Source organism: Pelotomaculum schinkii (genome assembly GCF_004369205.1).
GTDB classification, from domain to species: Bacteria; Bacillota; Desulfotomaculia; order Desulfotomaculales; family Pelotomaculaceae; genus Pelotomaculum_C; species Pelotomaculum_C schinkii.
In genome coordinates this window covers 422,530-439,821 of the sequence record NZ_QFGA01000003.1, presented here as the reverse complement: position 1 = coordinate 439,821, position 17,292 = coordinate 422,530, and the positions used below count along the sequence as shown (strand labels likewise).

Annotated in this window: 22 protein-coding genes; all 22 read right to left on the bottom strand. The window is 50.3% G+C overall.

What is annotated here, in order from left to right:
- Positions 1-3: 3 nt before the first annotated feature.
- Complete coding sequence (gene fliY / locus Psch_RS18385) at positions 4-1,203, bottom strand: flagellar motor switch phosphatase FliY (protein WP_190259245.1); 1,200 nt, start codon at positions 1,201-1,203, stop codon at positions 4-6.
- Positions 1,196-2,188: a flagellar motor switch protein FliM gene (gene fliM, locus Psch_RS18380; protein WP_190259244.1), complete on the bottom strand. Its 993-nt coding sequence runs from the start codon at positions 2,186-2,188 to the stop codon at positions 1,196-1,198. Before fliM ends, fliY begins: the two co-directional genes overlap by 8 nt.
- Positions 2,189-2,225: 37 nt before the next feature.
- A complete protein-coding gene (locus Psch_RS18375) occupies positions 2,226-2,600 on the bottom strand; it encodes a response regulator (RefSeq protein ID WP_190259243.1) in 375 nt (124 codons plus the stop codon).
- A 28-nt stretch (positions 2,601-2,628) separates the two neighbouring features.
- Positions 2,629-3,246, bottom strand: a complete 618-nt coding sequence (locus Psch_RS18370) for a chemotaxis protein CheC (RefSeq protein ID WP_190259242.1) — start codon at positions 3,244-3,246, stop codon at positions 2,629-2,631.
- Between the two features lie 31 nt (positions 3,247-3,277).
- Positions 3,278-3,808, bottom strand: a complete 531-nt coding sequence (locus Psch_RS18365; protein WP_190259241.1) for a chemotaxis protein CheD — start codon at positions 3,806-3,808, stop codon at positions 3,278-3,280.
- A gap of 10 nt (positions 3,809-3,818) precedes the next feature.
- Complete coding sequence (locus Psch_RS18360; protein ID WP_190259240.1) at positions 3,819-4,598, bottom strand: flagellar hook-basal body protein; 780 nt, start codon at positions 4,596-4,598, stop codon at positions 3,819-3,821.
- A 96-nt stretch (positions 4,599-4,694) separates the two neighbouring features.
- The gene (locus Psch_RS18355; RefSeq protein WP_190259239.1) at positions 4,695-5,486 is read right to left on the bottom strand and encodes a flagellar hook-basal body protein; all 792 of its coding nucleotides are present in this window, start codon (positions 5,484-5,486) and stop codon (positions 4,695-4,697) included.
- Positions 5,487-5,536: 50 nt separating this feature from the next.
- A complete protein-coding gene (locus Psch_RS18350) occupies positions 5,537-6,325 on the bottom strand; it encodes a FliA/WhiG family RNA polymerase sigma factor (RefSeq protein WP_190259238.1) in 789 nt (262 codons plus the stop codon).
- Positions 6,326-6,368: 43 nt separating this feature from the next.
- Positions 6,369-7,052, bottom strand: a complete 684-nt coding sequence (locus Psch_RS18345) for a flagellar brake protein (protein WP_190259237.1) — start codon at positions 7,050-7,052, stop codon at positions 6,369-6,371.
- Positions 7,053-7,062: 10 nt separating this feature from the next.
- Positions 7,063-7,929: a MinD/ParA family protein gene (locus Psch_RS18340; RefSeq protein ID WP_190259236.1), complete on the bottom strand. Its 867-nt coding sequence runs from the start codon at positions 7,927-7,929 to the stop codon at positions 7,063-7,065.
- Entirely contained in the window at positions 7,910-9,214 is a 1,305-nt protein-coding gene (flhF, locus tag Psch_RS18335) for a flagellar biosynthesis GTPase FlhF (RefSeq protein ID WP_190259235.1), read from the bottom strand. The genes Psch_RS18340 and flhF overlap by 20 nt, the downstream gene beginning before the upstream one ends.
- Positions 9,211-11,295: a flagellar biosynthesis protein FlhA gene (gene flhA / locus Psch_RS18330; protein WP_190259234.1), complete on the bottom strand. Its 2,085-nt coding sequence runs from the start codon at positions 11,293-11,295 to the stop codon at positions 9,211-9,213. Before flhA ends, flhF begins: the two co-directional genes overlap by 4 nt.
- 131 nt (positions 11,296-11,426) lie before the next feature.
- Positions 11,427-12,503 (bottom strand): flagellar biosynthesis protein FlhB, encoded by a 1,077-nt coding sequence (flhB, locus tag Psch_RS18325; RefSeq protein ID WP_190259233.1) that lies wholly within the window; start codon positions 12,501-12,503, stop codon positions 11,427-11,429.
- Positions 12,504-13,268 (bottom strand): flagellar biosynthetic protein FliR, encoded by a 765-nt coding sequence (gene fliR, locus Psch_RS18320; protein WP_190259232.1) that lies wholly within the window; start codon positions 13,266-13,268, stop codon positions 12,504-12,506. It abuts the gene before it with no gap.
- Positions 13,269-13,283: 15 nt separating this feature from the next.
- Entirely contained in the window at positions 13,284-13,553 is a 270-nt protein-coding gene (gene fliQ, locus Psch_RS18315; protein WP_134218105.1) for a flagellar biosynthesis protein FliQ, read from the bottom strand.
- 15 nt (positions 13,554-13,568) lie between these two features.
- Positions 13,569-13,709 carry a hypothetical protein gene (locus Psch_RS18310; protein WP_190259231.1) on the bottom strand — a complete coding sequence of 47 codons (141 nt, stop codon included), beginning with the start codon at positions 13,707-13,709 and terminating at the stop codon, positions 13,569-13,571.
- 77 nt (positions 13,710-13,786) lie between these two features.
- A complete protein-coding gene (gene fliP, locus Psch_RS18305; RefSeq protein ID WP_190259230.1) occupies positions 13,787-14,539 on the bottom strand; it encodes a flagellar type III secretion system pore protein FliP in 753 nt (250 codons plus the stop codon).
- A gap of 8 nt (positions 14,540-14,547) precedes the next feature.
- Positions 14,548-15,012 carry a flagellar biosynthetic protein FliO gene (gene fliO, locus Psch_RS18300; RefSeq protein WP_190259229.1) on the bottom strand — a complete coding sequence of 155 codons (465 nt, stop codon included), beginning with the start codon at positions 15,010-15,012 and terminating at the stop codon, positions 14,548-14,550.
- Positions 15,009-15,386 carry a flagellar motor switch protein FliN gene (gene fliN, locus Psch_RS18295; RefSeq protein WP_190259228.1) on the bottom strand — a complete coding sequence of 126 codons (378 nt, stop codon included), beginning with the start codon at positions 15,384-15,386 and terminating at the stop codon, positions 15,009-15,011. The genes fliO and fliN overlap by 4 nt, the downstream gene beginning before the upstream one ends.
- 15 nt (positions 15,387-15,401) lie before the next feature.
- Positions 15,402-15,902 (bottom strand): flagellar basal body-associated FliL family protein, encoded by a 501-nt coding sequence (locus Psch_RS18290; RefSeq protein WP_190259227.1) that lies wholly within the window; start codon positions 15,900-15,902, stop codon positions 15,402-15,404.
- A 36-nt stretch (positions 15,903-15,938) separates the two neighbouring features.
- Positions 15,939-16,775 (bottom strand): flagellar hook-basal body protein, encoded by an 837-nt coding sequence (locus Psch_RS18285; protein ID WP_190259226.1) that lies wholly within the window; start codon positions 16,773-16,775, stop codon positions 15,939-15,941.
- A 118-nt stretch (positions 16,776-16,893) separates the two neighbouring features.
- Entirely contained in the window at positions 16,894-17,283 is a 390-nt protein-coding gene (locus Psch_RS18280) for a TIGR02530 family flagellar biosynthesis protein (protein ID WP_243124213.1), read from the bottom strand.
- Between the last annotated feature and the right edge of the window lie 9 nt (positions 17,284-17,292).

Here is a 17,292-nt window from a genome sequence, read left to right as displayed (position 1 = left end):
TCCTTATTTCCTGAGTTTTTGCAGCCTTTCCTCCGGTTTAATGATGTTGGTGAGCCGTACTCCAAAGTTTTCATTTACAACCACCACTTCCCCCATCGCCACCAGGGTACCGTTTATCAGCACTTCCACCGGCTCGTCCACAAGGCTTTGCAGTTCAACCACAGATCCGGGCGTCAGCTCCAGTATATCTTTAATCGGCCACCTGGTCCGGCCCAGGAGGACCGTAACTTTCAAAGGGATATCCAGTATCAGCTCCAAACGCTGCTGATCAAGACCGGATTGAGTCGCCGCAGGCCTTCTTGCCGCAGGCGGCCTGGCGCGGGAGGTTTCAATACGGGCCTGCTGTTCCGGCAGAGATGAATGGTTTGCAGCCTGCGCATGCGGCTCTTCTTGAATAGGTAAACATTCTTCCCCTTCCGCTTTTAACAACTGGCCCAGAATTAAACCGGCTTCTTCCCTGGCTGTATCCATATCCATTACCTGCATGATCTGGGTATCGAGGACGCTGCCGATGGTCATTTTAAACCAAACGACCACCACCTGGCTTTGCTCCAGAGAGGTTAATTCTTCAGGGCTATGATAAATTTTTGTTACGGGGGGAGATATATTTACAGTACGGCTAAACATCGTAGCCATAGCCGTAGATGCGGCCCCGATCATCTGGTTCATGGCTTCGGAAGCTGCGCTGATGCCAATTTCAGCAAGCTCATCAGATGCGCTTATACCGTCGCCGCCCATCATCAAGTCGGCCAGGACAGCGGCGTCTTGTACTCTCATGATCAAAAGATTATAACCGGAAAGTCCTTCTATAAAACGCACGCGTATGGACATATGAGGAGTAACGAAACTGTTGAAAAGCTCTTCCATGGTGGTGATCGTCACCCTTGGGCTGGTTATGTGTACCGGCTGGTTGAGCAGCATGGACAGGGTGGTTGCCGAAGAACCCATACATATGTTGCCGACCTCCCCCAGGGCGTCTTTTTCTTCGTCTGTTAATAACGACAGCCCCATAGCCGGCTGTTCCGTTACCAATACCGCCCCGTTTGCTTGAGCAGCATTTTGCTCTCCGGTAGAATCCACCCCGGCAGACTCCAGTGGTCCATGTTTTTCTTGTTCCACATATTTTTCCGGATGGTCAGATTCCGGCTCCTGACCGTTCAGGAGCGCGTCTATTTCTTCCTGTTTCAGAAGCTTGTTAGTCATCTTGCTCACCTCCCGACGTCAACGCGGTAATTTGTACGGCGAGCTGGTTCCCCAGCGTACCTGGCTGAGCTTTAAATTTCAAAGATTCTCCTACATACAGGTCCATATCCTGATCTACCTTACTGTTCAGAAGCAACACGTCACCTTCCTGCAACTGTAAAAAATCATGAACGGTTATCTGGGTTTGGCCGGTCAAAACCGTCAGTTCTATCATTGGAAAGCCGAGCCAGTATTGTAGTCTTTTTGTTTCCTGAATACTAATATCAGTAGTGTCGGGTTTAAAGCTTTTGTGATAAGCCAGTTGGGAGACTACAGGAACCAATAAAGGAAAGGGCAGACAAAGGTTAATAAATCCTTTGGTTGCGTCGCCTACCTGGGTAGTCAGGGTGATCAGGGCCACAATTTCATTAAAAGATAATATCTGGTGCAGGTGAGGGTTGGTCTCCACAGAAGTAATAACCGGCTTGACCTGAATAATGTCCTTCCAGGCCAGGGCCAGGTTTTCCAAGACCTTTTCGGCCAGATTGCGCGCCACAGCAAGTTCGATGTCGGTAAACTCCCGGACTGAGCCCGGGGCTTCCCCTTTCCCCCCGAAGAACAGGTCGATCATGGGGAAAAGAAACATAGGATCAAACTGCACCATGGCCGTACCCTTTAAAGGCTCCAAGGAAAAAACAGTAAGGACCGCCGGACTTGGTATTGAACCAATAAAATCCTCATAAGTCATTTGATCCACAGAAGCGACCTCAACCTGAATGTTGTTCCTCAGATATCCGGTTAAAAAGTTCGACAGGATACGTGCGAAGACACCATGCAACGCCTGGAGGGTACGCAGCTGTTCCTTGGAAAATTTATTCGGGCGCCGGAAATCATAGTTTTTATAATTAACCTGTTGTGCGGTTCCTTTAAGTTCTTCAATCTTAACTTCGCCCGTGGACAACGCATCCAGCAAAGCGTCTATTTCGTTTTGAGACAGGACATCCATGATTTAATCATCCCAGCCTAGTTATACAATTATTTTTTTATTGGCCTGCTCTGGCCAGGACTCTCTCGATAGCCTGAAGGATGCGGTCCTGCTGGAAGGGCTTAACGATAAAATCTTTTGCCCCCGCCTGAATAGCATCCATTACCATGGCCTGTTGGCCCATAGCGCTGCACATGATTATGTTGGCGGCAGGGTCAAACTGGCGGATGGCCTTCACACCCTCAATGCCGCTCATCTCAGGCATGGTGATATCCATAGTCACCAGGTCGGGTTTGTGCTCCTTATATAATTCCAAAGCAGCCTGCCCGTTCTCAGCCTCACCTACCACTTCATAGCCATTTTTCGTGACGATATTTTTAATCATCATTCTCATAAATGCAGCATCATCTACAATCAGGATTCTCTTACCCAAAGTTATGCTACCTCCGTTTCTATCAGCATTATGCAGGTATACCCAACGCTTCGAAAAGCCTGTTTAGAGCGCCGGTTTCCGGCAGCAGGAAAAAGTGCCCTTTAATTTGGTCATTGTTCTGCAAAAAAATTGTTTCGATTAAAAGCACTTGCTCATCCCAGTGACCGCTGGCTACAAGAGAAGCGCTTAAGATCGCCCCCATCATATCAAAAGCAAACAACGGCACGGAAGTTTGCATGGTCAAGCCGGTCATACTACCGAGGGCGTTCATAAATGAGCCGGTCAAAATGTTGCCGATTTCCATTATAACCGACTCACCCAAAGCGTTCAGTTCCCCGGTAGCGCCTATCTCCTGCCCGAGCAACATATCCACCAGCTTATAGACGCTTTTTTCTGCAAAAATATACATAACTGTTCCAGCAACATCACCGTCAAAACTGAGGTTGACACAGGCAACGACTTCCTCCAGCCCGCCTACCAGAGGAAATACCTGTTCCATCTCCAAAAAAGTGGCATGAGGCACAGCTATATTAACCTTTTTTTTCAGTAATTCGGCCAGGGCTGTGGCAGCGTTACCCAAACCGATGTTACTGATTTCCTGCAGAACATCCAAATGGGAGTATGACATTTCTATGCGTTCACTCATTTTTCTTCCCTTCTTCGGATCTTGATGCTCTTTAAATCACCTTTAATTGGCTACCCGCCGTCCGAATAAAAACCTGTCCGCTGACCGTATCCAGGATCATGGTCCTGCCCCTGTTGCCGCCCAATTCCGCGGCCAATATTTTAATTCCAAGCTTTTTTAATGTTTGCCTGGCCATAGTAGCATTTCGCATGCCTATATTGAGCTCAAACTTTTCATTTGAACCGGAAAACATCTGGGCCCCGCCGGCCAGCTTAGCCTGCAGGTTGGCGCTCCTTGCCCCATAACGCCTGATCTCACTTAAAAGCAGGGGGATGCCCAGATCGGCAAACTTGGCCGGTTTGGTAACAGTGTTGAACTGGGTACTGTCAGGAAGCATAATATGTATTAGCCCTCCCACCCTGGTAAAAGGGTCATAAAGGCTGACCCCGACACAGGAACCAAGGCTAAAGGTAATCAAACGGTCAGGGTGCCCGGCCACTTTCAGTTCAGCGATACCAACCTGAATTTCGGTAACAAGCACAGCCTGGCTTACCTGGTTTTCCCGTGCCGGCGACAACTGCATGCAAATCACCTTACTTCCGTAAACTATTGGCCATACTCCACATCTCATCAGCCGTGCGCACAATACGGGTATTGAACCCATAGGCGCGCTGGGCTTCAATCAGGTTAGTCATTTCCTCAACCAGGTCGACATTGGCCTTTTCCAGGCAACCTTGCCTGACTATACCGAATCCCCCCGTGCCGGGATCTCCCGCAACAACTTCCGCTGCAGGCCCGTTGAAGGAATAAAGGTCCTCACCCGCCGCCTGAAGTCCCGCCGCGTTGGTAAACTGGTACAACTGGATTTGCCCCTCCACAGTGATGGTCTCATCGTGGTTGACAACACTCACCGTTCCATCTCGAGCCACATTTATTTTACTTGAACCTGGCGTCAACTGAATTCCCTCCAGGATATAACCGGCGGATGTAACGATATTCCCTGCCGGGTCAAGGGTAAAACTACCACCCCGGGTATATCGCTCTTCCCCGTCAGGCAGAAGCACTTTAAAAAACCCTTCACCCTGAATTGCCAAATCTGCTGGAGCTCCGGTTTCAATCATATTTCCCTGTTCATAAACCCTCGTCACCTCCGCTACGTGTACACCGCTTCCCAGCGCAAGCCGGTTATCGCCGGCAGCTGCCGGGATGCCGGAGTTCAATAAATCCTGACTGACCAGTTCGAAAAAATCGGGGCTGCTTTTTTTAAAGCCCGGGGTATTGATGTTAGCAAGATTATTGGCCGAAATATCAACCTTTATTTGCTGGGCGTTAAGTCCGGAAGCGCCGCTTCCGAGGGCTCTTAACACATTCATCACCTCTGTTGGTTTGCAAATTTTTCATCATAAACGAGGGCATTCCGTTTGTACCAGCTTAGCCCACAGATGCATTTGGGAAAGATGAAATTACTGTTACCTGAGACTTCCCACCTGGTTTACCGTCTTGGCCAGCTGTTCGTCATAGGCCTGAATTAACCGTTGGTTAGCCTCGTAGGAACGCATTACCGAAACCAGGCCCACCATCTCGTCAACAACGTTAACATTAGACCTCTCCAGGAAACCCTGGCCAACCGTAGTCAAGGAAGCCTGTCTGCCGCCCGTTCCCTCGACGTCAACAAATATACCGCCGGCTTCTTTACGCAGTACGTTCACATCGTCAAATTCAACCAGCCTTAACTTGTCCACTGCCGCGCCGCCGGCCTCAATTGTTCCGTCGGGGGCGACGTTAAACCCGGTGTCTTCCACCCTTATGGCGCCACCCTGGCCCAGCACGCGGTATCCGCTTCCAACGGCCAGATAGCCCTCCTGGTCTACCTTGAATGCCCCGTTGCGGGTATAACAAACCCTCCCGGGATCTCCTGCGGCAGGCGCGTTAACCGCAAAAAACCCAGGCCCCTTGAGTACCATGTCGGTTGCCTTGCCGGTTTCTTGAACCACCCCCGGCGCATGGTCGATGGGGACCCCGGTCACCAGGGCGCCCATTCCAGCGGAGCCAATTTCTTGAGGCGCATCGAGCGCCATTGCCCCAACCTGACGTTTTGGTCCGCCCTGTTGTACCAGAAGGACCTCCGGGAAGCTCTGCACCTGTATATTTTCCGCTTTAAAACCCGGTGTGGCGCTATTGGCCAGATTATTGGAGATACTTTCAGCTTTCGCCTGCTGTACATCCATCCCGGACGCGGCGCAATACAAACCTCTGATCACTTTACAATCCCCTTTCAACATCATTAAGAGCTGTTATACTGCAAACGTCCTTAATTTCTTTGTTTTACCGGTTTACATTTAACAGTTGTTTCAACCTGCTCCAACTTATCTCTGAGCCTCTTCAAAGCCCTGGTATGGATCTGGCAAACCCGTGACTCCGATACCTCCAGTACTTTGCCGATTTCCTTTAAGGTTAATCCTTCCTGATAATAAAGTGACAGCACCGTAAGATCTTTTTGCGGAAGTTCTTCGATAGCTTGCGCCAGCATTCGCCTACCCTCGTCCCCCTCAATAATATCAAGGGGATCGGGACTCAACGGATCAGCGATGATGTCCCCCAGGTGCACCTTTTCTCCGCAGGCAACCGGCACAGTTTCATCAAGGGAGGAAACGGCAAGCAGGTTTGCCTGTCCTGCCAGTTTATGCAATTCGGATACCTTGATCCCCATTGCCGCAGCCAGAGTATCGTCGGTGACCTGATCGCCAAGTTCCTTTTGCAGCTTCTCCCTGGTGATGTTTAACTGCTGTATCTTCTGCCACATTGTGCGGGGAATCCAGTTTAACCTTCTTATTTCATCGATCATGGCGCCGCGGACTCTGCTGTACGCGTAAGCCTTAAAGCTGGCGCCCAAATCAGGATTGTACTTTTCCACCGCTTCCAAAAGGCCGAAGACGCCGTAACTCTCCAAATCCTCCTGGCTGATGTAAGGAGGTAGTTTTATGGCCAGCCGGCCGGCAAGATATTTGACCAGAGAGAGATGGGCCAGGACCAGCTCATGCTTGAGCTTCTCATCCCTGGAGCGGCGGTATTCCCGCCAAAGACTTTCCGCTGCAATCATATTGGAGCCCCTCTTCCCCCTAAGGAGGTTATATGTATTAACACTATCTGAGACGATTTTGTCCATACAATTTCGTTAGTATGAAGCGTACAACCAAATCCTGCTGCCTGCGGCTAATTTTCACAAACTCGACACCAACGTGATATAAGTTAACGCTTTTAATTAGCGACGACCGCACTACCTTGCCCATAGCTTCCACCTCCTCTACATGATTACCAAACGGAAGGGTAAATTTTAAGAGCAACCCGGTACCGGTCTTATACCCCTTTTTAAACAACAACCTGACCCCGCCGCCACTTAAATCAAGACAGCTGCATGGTATAAAAACCGGCGCCTGCCCGTCCTCCGGGAGCTCGGCATAATACATTTCCAGAACAATTGGTATCCGGACAAAATCCCTTAATTGAATTCTTTTATACTCTGTTGGCAAAGCCAGCACATACAGTGGGATGTTGTCGTAGCGCCGCCCCATCACCAATGTCTTAAACTCGAATCTTGACGCTTCTGAAATCAATAATACTTTGGCCGCGTCTCCTTCATGCAAAATCAGAGGGTTTGGTCCCTGGGTAGGGATCGAGATACAGAAATTCTTGTTATCCCGATCTTGCACACTGGAAACATACCAATTATCTTGACCACCGGGACAGAGGGACAGGTTCCTCGTCCCACTTTCTGCTCGGGTAACCCAGATGACCTGGTTTACCTGAATCTCAAACTCTACTGCCAATGTCACCCTCCTAGCCAAATAAAGCCATTAATTTGCCCCAGAACCCTTCCATTTGCGATGGCCGGGCCGTATTAGTAAGAAGTTCCGCAATTCCAGTCACACTCCGGGAAGCCAGTGAGTTGGGATCGGTTAAGAAAAAGGGCTGCTGGTTTTTGATCGCCCGGCAAACCAGTTTGTCTTCCGGGATCCAACCCAGACTGTTTATCCTTATATTCAGAAACCGTTCGGCGGTAATAAGAAGCCTGTCCATGGTACGCTCGGCCTCCCGCCTGTCGGACGAACGATTTACCACCATGTGGACTTTTGAATGCACCTTAAAATTGGCCAGTACTTTAATCAGGGCATAAGCGTCAGTTAACGATGTGGGCTCGGGGGTAACCACGATGATTACTTCCCCGGCCGCTGCTACGAAACCAAGGACATTTTTATTGATACCGGCGCCGGTATCAATAAGGACGAAATCATCCCGGCTGCTGAACTGATTCAACATTCTTATCAGCCGCTGGCGGCGGTTCTGGTCCAGGTTGGCCAATTCCAAAAAACCGGACCCGCCGGATATAATGTTAAGGCCCCAGGGACCCTGCATAATTATTTCTTCAAGGGTCTTATCACCGTAAAGCACGTCATAAAGGCTGTAGGGGGGCGCCAACCCCAGCATGACTTCAACATTGGCCATACCAAGATCCGCGTCAAAAAGGGTTACACTGCAGCCCATTTTAGCCAGGCAAAGGGCTAAATTAACCGAGAGGCTGGTTTTGCCCACCCCGCCTTTACCGCTTGACACAGCAATAGCCCTGGGCGCCGCTGAGAACTGTTCCTTTATTTTAAACGTCTCCGGGTAAACCTTTCGCTCTGTTCTAGACGTCCATAATCTCATCGGGGTCGACTCCCCTCAACAATAATTTGGCTATTTTTTTCGGTCCGGCTTCAATGATATCATCAGGTACGACCTGCCCGTTGGCCAGGTAGGCTACAGGCAATCCCAAATCGCAAATAAGATTAATAATCGCCCCGTACGTTTCAGTTTCATCGATTTTTGTAAAAATCAACTTGGAGTAACCGGTTACCTGAAATTCACAGGCTATTTTATTAAGATCCCTGTTTTTAGTAGCTGAACTCAACACCAGGAAAATATCCTGGTTCTCTTCAACAGCGTCCAGATAAGCTTTTAGTTCCAGTAACTTCCCTGCATTGCGGGCTGAACGCCCGACAGTATCAATGAATATGTAATCTTTGTCGCTATGGCTTGCCAAAACTTTGGCCAATTCGGCCGGGGTCATTACCACGTCCACCGGAATGCCCAGGAAATCCCCATAAGCATTGAGCTGCTCCACAGCGCCAATCCGGTACGCGTTGACCGTCACCAGGGCAATTTTTTTATGGTCATTTAAGCTGAACCTGGTTGCCAGTTTGGCCAGGGTTGTCGTCTTCCCCACCCCGGCTGGACCTATGAAAGTCATCACCCTGGCAGATTCCCTGGTACGATAGGCAGGCGCAAGAAGATTGGCAATTTGTTTATATAGATTCATGTGCAAATCATGGTAATCAGTATCTGGTAAATGACGCTCATTCTCTAAAAGGCGCTCAACAATGTTTTCCTGCACATCCATGTCCAGAAGCGTTTTACGCCACCTGTGGACAGAATCGACAAAAAAATCTGCTCCTAAATGATTGCTGACCATCGTGTCAAAAAGACCCCCTGTTTCTCTTTCCCGCCGGTTACCGGCCTCTTCAATGAATAAGCTTTCAGCTGACGGGCCGGTGGTTACTCCTCCTTGTTGTGCATGCAAAAGACCTTTACCCGCTAAACCTGCTCTTTGTTCACTAGTGGCCAGGTACAAAGTCCTGACCCGGGAGGAGTTATTCGCAGGTTCACCGGCAAGGAGTGTCCCGGCCTGAGCTTTTGACGGACCGATTTGTTCATGAACGATATTCCTGGTCTCACCGTCTTGTGGAACTGGGGGGACATCCATGTTTAATTTAATTTCTGGTTTTTCGTCCAGCGCCGCAGTCACTTCCAACAGCCGTGGTGAAAAAAATCCCAGAAACCCTTTAGCCAAAACCTTATAACTACTCACAATTAAGGCATCGGGACCCAGATCCTCCTTAATCAACTTGATGGCCTCCTGCATTTCCCTGACTACATAACGTTTAATTTTCAATTGATTATCACCGTCCCAACAACCTCAACTTCAATATTTGGAGTAATCTCATTTAGAGAGAGCACCGCCAGGTTTGGTAAATATTTTTCCGTAAACCTTCTGAAAGGCAGTCTCACCCTCGATGAACAAAGGACCAACGGGGGGAGACTCCGCAGAGTGAGGCTTTCTAATGATTCCTTCAACTTATTTAAAACCTGCCTGGCTACCTGTGGTTCCAGGACAGGATAGGAACCAAGCTGGGTCTGCTCAATGGAATCAGCCAGGGTCTGCTCCAGTTTTGGGTGCAGGGTGATCACCGAGATTTTTGCATCAACTCCGGCGTATTGACGGCAAATGGTCCTGCCCAGAGCCTGCCGCGCACATTCCGTAAGGTAATCGGTATCTTTACTTGTCCTTGCCCCGTCAGCCAGGGCTTCCAGGATACCGGCAAGATCCCTGATGGAGACTCTTTCCCTGAGCAGGTTCTGTAGGACCCTTTGCACTTCACCCATGCTTAGCAGGTCCGGAACCAGCTCTTCCACCACCACCGGGTTATTTTCTTTAACCATATCCAGCAGCTCTTTAACTTCCTGCCTGCCCAACAGTTCATGAGCGTTTGTTTTTATGATTTCAGTCAAATGAGTTACCAACACTGTGGAACAATCCACCACGGTACACCCTGCCGACTCTGCTCGATCCCGCTCACCTGCGCTCACCCACCAGGCGGGAAGGCCAAATGTCGGTTCGGTGGTCGGCATACCATTGATATCCATTTCCTGGCCCAACGGATCCATGGCCAGGAAATGGCCCGGCAGCAATTCACCGGAAGCTATCTCAATTCCACGAAGCTTAATCGAATAAGTGCCGGGGTTTAGTTGGAGGTTATCCCGGATGTGGATCGGCCGGACGTAAATACCCATTTCCCCGGCACACTGCCGCCTGACGGCGGCCAGGCGCTGCAGCAGGTCGCCGCCCCGGCCCTCATCGGTTAGGGGAATCAAGTTATAGCCAATCTCGATTTCAAGGGTATCCACCTGAAAATAGGTGAAGACATTTTCCGGTTCCTTGTTCTGCGCCTGGACCTGCCGGGCGGCGATTCGTTCCTGCTCTCTGGCTGTCTTTTTCTTCTCCTCCTGAATCATGCTGTAAGCGGTATATCCGATGATCCCGGACAGGGAAAGAAACAGTAAATTCGGCATGGCCGGGATCAGCCCGAGGATAAAAAGGATGGCCGCGGCCAGTATAAACACATTGGGAAACCTGAACAACTGGCCGGAGAGCTCCTTGCCAAAACTGTAATCGGAAGTGGACCTGGTAACCAAAATGCCTGTCGCGGTTGAAATCAGAAGCGCCGGGATCTGGGTAACCAGGCCGTCTCCGATGGTCAGCAGCGTATAGGTCTGCACGGCCTGCAGCATCGACATGTTATGCTGGGCTACACCGATGACAAATCCCCCGAGAATATTGATCATGATAATAACGATCCCGGCTATGGCGTCGCCCCGGACAAACTTACTGGCGCCGTCCATGGCCCCGTAAAAATCAGCTTCCCGCTGTATCTGTTTCCGCCGGTCGCGGGCCTGGGACTCATTAATCAAACCGGCGTTAAACTCCGCGTCAATGCTCATCTGTTTGCCGGGCATAGCGTCCAGGGTAAACCTGGCGGCCACCTCCGCCACTCTCCCGGCGCCGTTGGTGATAACCACGAACTGGATGATGGTGATAATGACGAATACCACCATACCGACCACATAGCTGCCGCCGACTACGAACTGGCCGAAAGCCTCGATCACCTTGCCGGCTGCTGCGTTGCCCAGGATCAGCCGGGTGGAGGAGATGTTCAGCGCCAGGCGGAACAGGGTGGTTATCAGTAAAAGCGTCGGGAACGCCGAAAATTGCAGGGGCTCAACGGTGAACATGGTGATCAAAAGGATCATCAACCCAAGGGTCATGCTGGAAACAAGCAGCAAGTCCAGAAATCCGGGCGAAAGCGGGATGATGATCAAAAGGACGATACCGATGATCAGACCTACAACAATCAGGTCGCTGCTTTTTTTTAAATAGATCCTGGCCGTTTCGGACAGGGAAGCGGAAGGAGCCATAACAAAACCTCCGATATTGGTCGTAAGTCGTTAGTCGTTGGCCGTAGGTATCCGGGCATTTCTTTAGAGTTTTTCAATCCCAAACTCTTCCCTTTTCCAACCACCAACCACTAACTACCAACCACCAACCACTAAATTGCACGGTAGTGTTCTTTTGCCTTCAGCCGGTAGACCATCGCCAGGATTTGCGCCACCGCCTGGTAAATCTCCAGGGGAATTTCCTGGTCGACATCAACGTTTTTGTATAGAAAACGCGCCAGCTCTTTGTTTTCCATCACCGGAACCTTATTTTCCCGGGCGATTTTCCTGATCTGCTCGGCCAACCGGCCGGCGCCTTTGGCCACCACCCTGGGCGCGGACATCTCACCCTGCCGGTAGAGCAGGGCAACGGCCAGGTGAGTCGGATTGGTTACCACCACGGTTGACTGGGGCACTTCACTGATAATCCTGTTCAAGGACATGCTGCGGCGCATCTCACGCTGTCTGAACTTGATCTGCTGGTCGCCTTCGGTTTGCCTGAATTCTTCCTTTACCTCTTGTTTGCTCATCTTCAAACTCTTCCTATAATCGTAACGCTGGTACATATAATCAAACAAAGACAGGGCCAGATAGGCCAGCGCCCCCCACCAGGCCACCGTCAGAATAAAACCGATGATGGTCTGATAAATCCCTCCGGGAGGGCGGTTCAGCACCAGCAAAAGCTCCCCCAGGTTGGCCTTGATCAGGGAGTAAGTGATGCAGCCGATAATCCCGAACTTTAGAACAGACTTGACCAGCTCCACCAAACTCCGGGTGGAAAACATACGCTGCAGGCCTGGCATGGGGTTTAAGTGCGCCGCCTTCGGCTTGAGCACCTCGGGAGAAAATAAGAATCCCACCTGGACCAGGCTGGAGGCAATAACCGCCAGTAAGGACACCCCGAAAAAAGGCGCCAGAAGCTTCAAGGAAAACGTTGCCGCGTCATTTAGAAGCGATACCGGGCTTTTTTCATAAAAATGAATATGTGCCACATCGCTGAAATACCCGGCCAGGTAGCGCTGCAGGTCTAAAATAAACTGACCCTTAATCGCGTACACCAGCGCCACCATAGCCATCAGGCACAAGGCGCCGGTCAAGTCGGGGCTCCTCGATACCTGCCCTTTTTGGCGCGCTTCTTTGATACGCCGCGGTGTTGCCTGTTCCGTTCTTTCCTGTGCGCTATCGGCCACTTATACCAGCTCTCTCATCAGCAAATACAGATCTCTTTCAATGGCGTTCAATATGGCATGGATCACGGTCCCCAATAGCGGAATTAAAAAACTCAAAGTTAACAGGCCAACGGCTATTTTGATGGGGAATCCGGTTAAAAAGACATTTATCTGCGGAGTAGTACGGGTCAAAAAGCCCAGGCCCAGATCGGCAATCAGCAATACGGCCAAAACCGGCGCGCTGACCTGCAAGGCGGTGGTAAAAGCCCCGGAAAATATTTGCAGGAGGATGTAGGCTGCGCCACCGCTAAATCCCGCGGCGCTTAAGGGTACCAGTTCGTAGCTTTTGACCAGGGCTATAATCAGGGTATAATGCCCGTCCAGCATTAGAAAAAATACCAGCGACAGCAGGTGGAGATATTGGGCGAGCAGCGTACTTGTCGCTCCGTTCGTAGGGTCAACTAAAGTTGCCATGGCATAGCCAATCTGCAAATCTATGAACTGCCCGGCCATCCTGATGCTGTTTAGAACCATGGTAACGGCCGTACCAAGAAGCAGACCGACTCCGGTTTCACTGATTACCGCTAACCCAAAACCCCAACTGTCTTCGGGCAGGGGTGTGTTTAATTCCACCATTGGGAAAACCACTGTAGCCAGGGCCAGAGAAAATCCCACTTTTGCAAGCGGCGGTATACCTTTAATCGCGTACAGCGGGCCGGACATCATGAAGGCGGCCGCTCTTAAAAAAACTAATAAGAAAGCGGTAAACTGGCCTAAATCGGGCACCGTTTAAATCCCCCGTTAACGAACAATATTCGGGATTTGGGCGAAGATGTTGTTCGTAAAGTTTATCGCAATGTTAAGCATCCAGGCTCCCAGCACCAGCAGAACAATAAATACACCTACGATTTTCGGCGCCATGTTCAACATCTGGTCCTGGATCTGAGTAGTTGCCTGCAGGACGCTAATCACCAGGCCGATTAACAGCGCCGTAGCCATCACCGGGCCGGCCAGGCTCAAAGTCAGCAAAAGGGCTTCACGGGCCAGGTGGATCACGAAAGTCTGGGTCAACCATCTACCCCCCATTCAGCAGCCTATAGCCTGCATTAAGCTTTTCGCTCCGTAGTAGTTGCCCACGCCGCCGGCGGCGCAGCGTATCATGAAAATATCATTTTTTGGATTCGCTCCGTGGAACAGCCGTACAGCTGTTTCCAGAGCAGGAAGCAAAAGAACCGTCCCCCTGCTTCCGTCCCCCTGCTTCCTTTTTTGAGTGCCGACCGATGCCGGCCGGCGTCGGCCGGCTGTTATCTAAAGCTTTCCATCAGGGATTTAACCACCAGATACCAGCCATCCACCATCACAAAGAGCAGCAGTTTAAAGGGCAGGGCGATCATCACCGGCGGGAGCATAAACATACCCATGGACATCAAGATACTGGCTACTACCATGTCAATAACCAGAAAGGGTATAAAAATCAAGAACCCTATTTCAAAAGCAGTCTTGAGTTCACTAATAACAAACGAAGGTATTACCACATGCAGAGGAACATCTTCAGGTCTCTCGGGCTTTTCCATCCCGGACAGATTGATAAACAGCCCCAGGTCTTTTTCCCTGGTTTGCCGCAGCATGAAGTCACGCAACGGCCCTGCTCCCAGTTCCTCAGCTTCCTGCTGGCTGATCTGGTTATGTAAATAGGGCTCAATAGCCTGCTCGTTGATCTGCTTAAATGTAGGCGCCATACAAAAAACGGTAAGGAAGAGGGCCAGCCCCACAATAATCTGGTTGGCTGGAGCCATTTGTACCCCCAGGGCGCTGCGCAGCAGTGACAACACAATGATAATCCTGGTAAAAGAAGTCATCATGACCAAAATAGCAGGGGCAAGGGACAACAGGGTCAACAATACCAGGAGTTTAACGCCGTCAACCACCTGCTCGGGACTGTCGGAAGGGTAAATATTCAGATCGACAGCAGGCAGGGGCGCCGCCGCAGCTTCCCGGCTACATATAAATATTAGACTTAATGATAACAAAATCACCGGGAATTTAACTTTCAACATTCTTCTCCCTATTCCCCTGAGCTTTTCCTGGCAGCCAGTTTTGCCAATAAAAAATTTTTAAACTTATTTAACCGGGGCCGGCACTTCTCTTTGAAGACGTCAAAAAGATCTCCTGTTACACCTGCGCCTACGGGCTTCTGAAGCCGGTCAAACTCTTCAATGGTCCGTGGGGTCAACTCCACAATATCACCAACTATTGTTTCTTCCGGCTCCTTGAGTTCATCCAGTTCTTTAACCAGGCTGACAGAATTGTCCTGGTGCGCCAGGAGGTAATATTTACCTCCCAGCGAAACCAGGCTCAAGGATGTCTTTGGCCCCAGCGGAAGCTGTTCTACCAGTTTCATCCGCCGGTTTCCTGTTGTCACTACATAACGCCGGGCAAGGCCGTATTTCAAAACCAGATAGGCTATGCCGAGGATAAGGGGTAAGGCCACCAGCAAGCGCACAACCGCCCCGATCAAGTCGCCGTTCATAACAGACCCTCTGTCAGCTTTAAATTATGCGTCCGGTTGATGGCGCTGATACGCACGCCAAAGTTATCGTTGACGATAACCACCTCTCCCTTGGCAAAGCGCTGCTGGTTCATGATTACCTCAACGGCGGCTCCTACAGGCTTGTCCAGCTTAATCACAGAACCCTCGCTCAGGGCGAGCACTTCTCTGACTTTTTGCTCCGCCTGGCCAAGTTCGACACTGATCTCAACATAGACGTCCGCCAGGTGAGACATGCCGGTTTTGACATTGTCCATTCCTTTAACCGGCTGAAGGGAGGGAAACTGCACTTTTTTAATATCGGCCTCGCCGTTGTTGCCGTCAGCCAGAAAAGATTTGATTTCTTCTTCCGTCAAAAAAGCGACCTCCCCTTACTGGACCAGATAGTCTGTAAAATAGATACCGACAACCTCGCCACAATCCAAATTGTTGTTTACGACATTGAGCAGGCTTTTTTTAAGAGCGTCACTGGCGCCGACAGGAGCGACCTCCTCCAGGGTTTTGCTGCGCAAAGCCATAATCATCGCATCCAACACCTGGACCTTCTTCTTCTTCAGCTCCTCCCTCAACTTCTTTTCCTTGGGGTACTCCAGCGTAATCTTAACCCTGAGATAATGTCCTCCTCCGTCACCGGCCAGGTTTACCACCATCTCGCCCATATCCAGGCTTTCGGTTTCCGTTGTTTTGGGTACGGCAGCTTTTTGTACTTCGGAGGCAGCCCCGGCAGGTTTGTTAAAATAGAAGTATGCGCCTGCAGATGAGCCGGCCAGAAACATCAAGCCTATTAACAGTATGAGTATTATTTTTTTCTTTTTTGGTTTGGCTTTCTTGCCCGCTCTTACCTGATTTTCAGACGTATTACTTATTGGCATAGGTGCACCCACTTTTCAGGGCTAAAATTTTTTAAATTACCGCTTTAAATCCAATAATTCCTGCAGCATCTGGTCGGAAATGGTAATGACCCGGCCGTTGGCCTGATAGCCACGCTGGGTGGTAATCATATCTACAAATTCATCGGATAAGTTAACGTTGGACATCTCCAAATAACAGGATGCTATTTCGCTGTAAACTCCCACGTCGTCTGGGTCAATGGGCGTTGCTTCTCCGCTGGTCCCGGTTACTTCCTGGTAATAGCTCTGGCCGATTTGTTTTAGGCCTTCCTGGTTGGCAAAGGAATAAAGACCTATGTTTATAGAAGGTGATATATCATCCCCCGCTGTATTCGTTGCGGTAATCGCGCCGTCCTTACCAATACTGATAGTACTGACGACGTCCGTTCCACTGCCAAGCTGTATGGGAGCGCCAGGGGTTCCGGAACCGCCGCTGCCGTCCACGAGCTGGTTCCCGTTGGAGTCAACCAGAAAACCGTTTTTATCAATATAGAAAACTCCGTTCCTGGTGTAATAACAGTTGGTCCCATCAGTAACGCAGAAGAAGCCGTTGCCCTGGATCGCCAGGTCCAGGGGCCGGCCGGTATTCTGAATAGGGCCCTGGCCCATATTGATCCCGATGCTCGCTATAGACATACCGGTCCCGACCTGGGACGGGTTTATGGAGCCGGCGCCCGAGGTATCATCGCTGGGAGCGCTGGGGGAACGCAATAACTGGTATACGGCGTCCTGGAAATTGGCTCTGCTGCTTTTGAAGCCGGTGGTATTGACATTGGCAATGTTATTGCCGATAACGTCCATCCGGACCTGGTGATTTTTCATCCCTGAAGAACCGGAATACAGCGATCTGATCATGATAATCCTCCTTTTTTGGCAGGCCGCCTCAGTCGTTCGGCGGCCGTACAACCTCCTTGCAGACCGGTTGCGTTAGATTCGTTTGTAAAGTTGATATTTTCACGTCTTCATGTCACCGCTACCTGACTATAACCGCGCTGTCGATATTGGTAAAGACGTTGTTGGTTAAAGAACTTCCGTCCAGGGCGGTAACAACCGTTTTGTTTTTTACGCTGGTGATGAACGCCAGGTCATTGTAAATAATTAAGGATTCCCGCGCCCCCTTGGCCTCTGCCTGCTTAACGGCCTGATCAATCCTGGACAGATCCTCCCGGTCCAAAGTAATCTTGCGTTCTTTTAATCTCTTTTCAGCATGGGCAGAGAACTTCAATTCCTGGCAACTGGCAAGCTCATGGTGCAGCACGTTTTGAAAGTCGCGCTTGCTTTCCCTGGCGGCCGGCATTCTGCTTTCAATGGAAGCTGCAGGCAGCGGCCTCACCGGCATTATTGAATTTATATCCCGGTTCATTCCTCACTC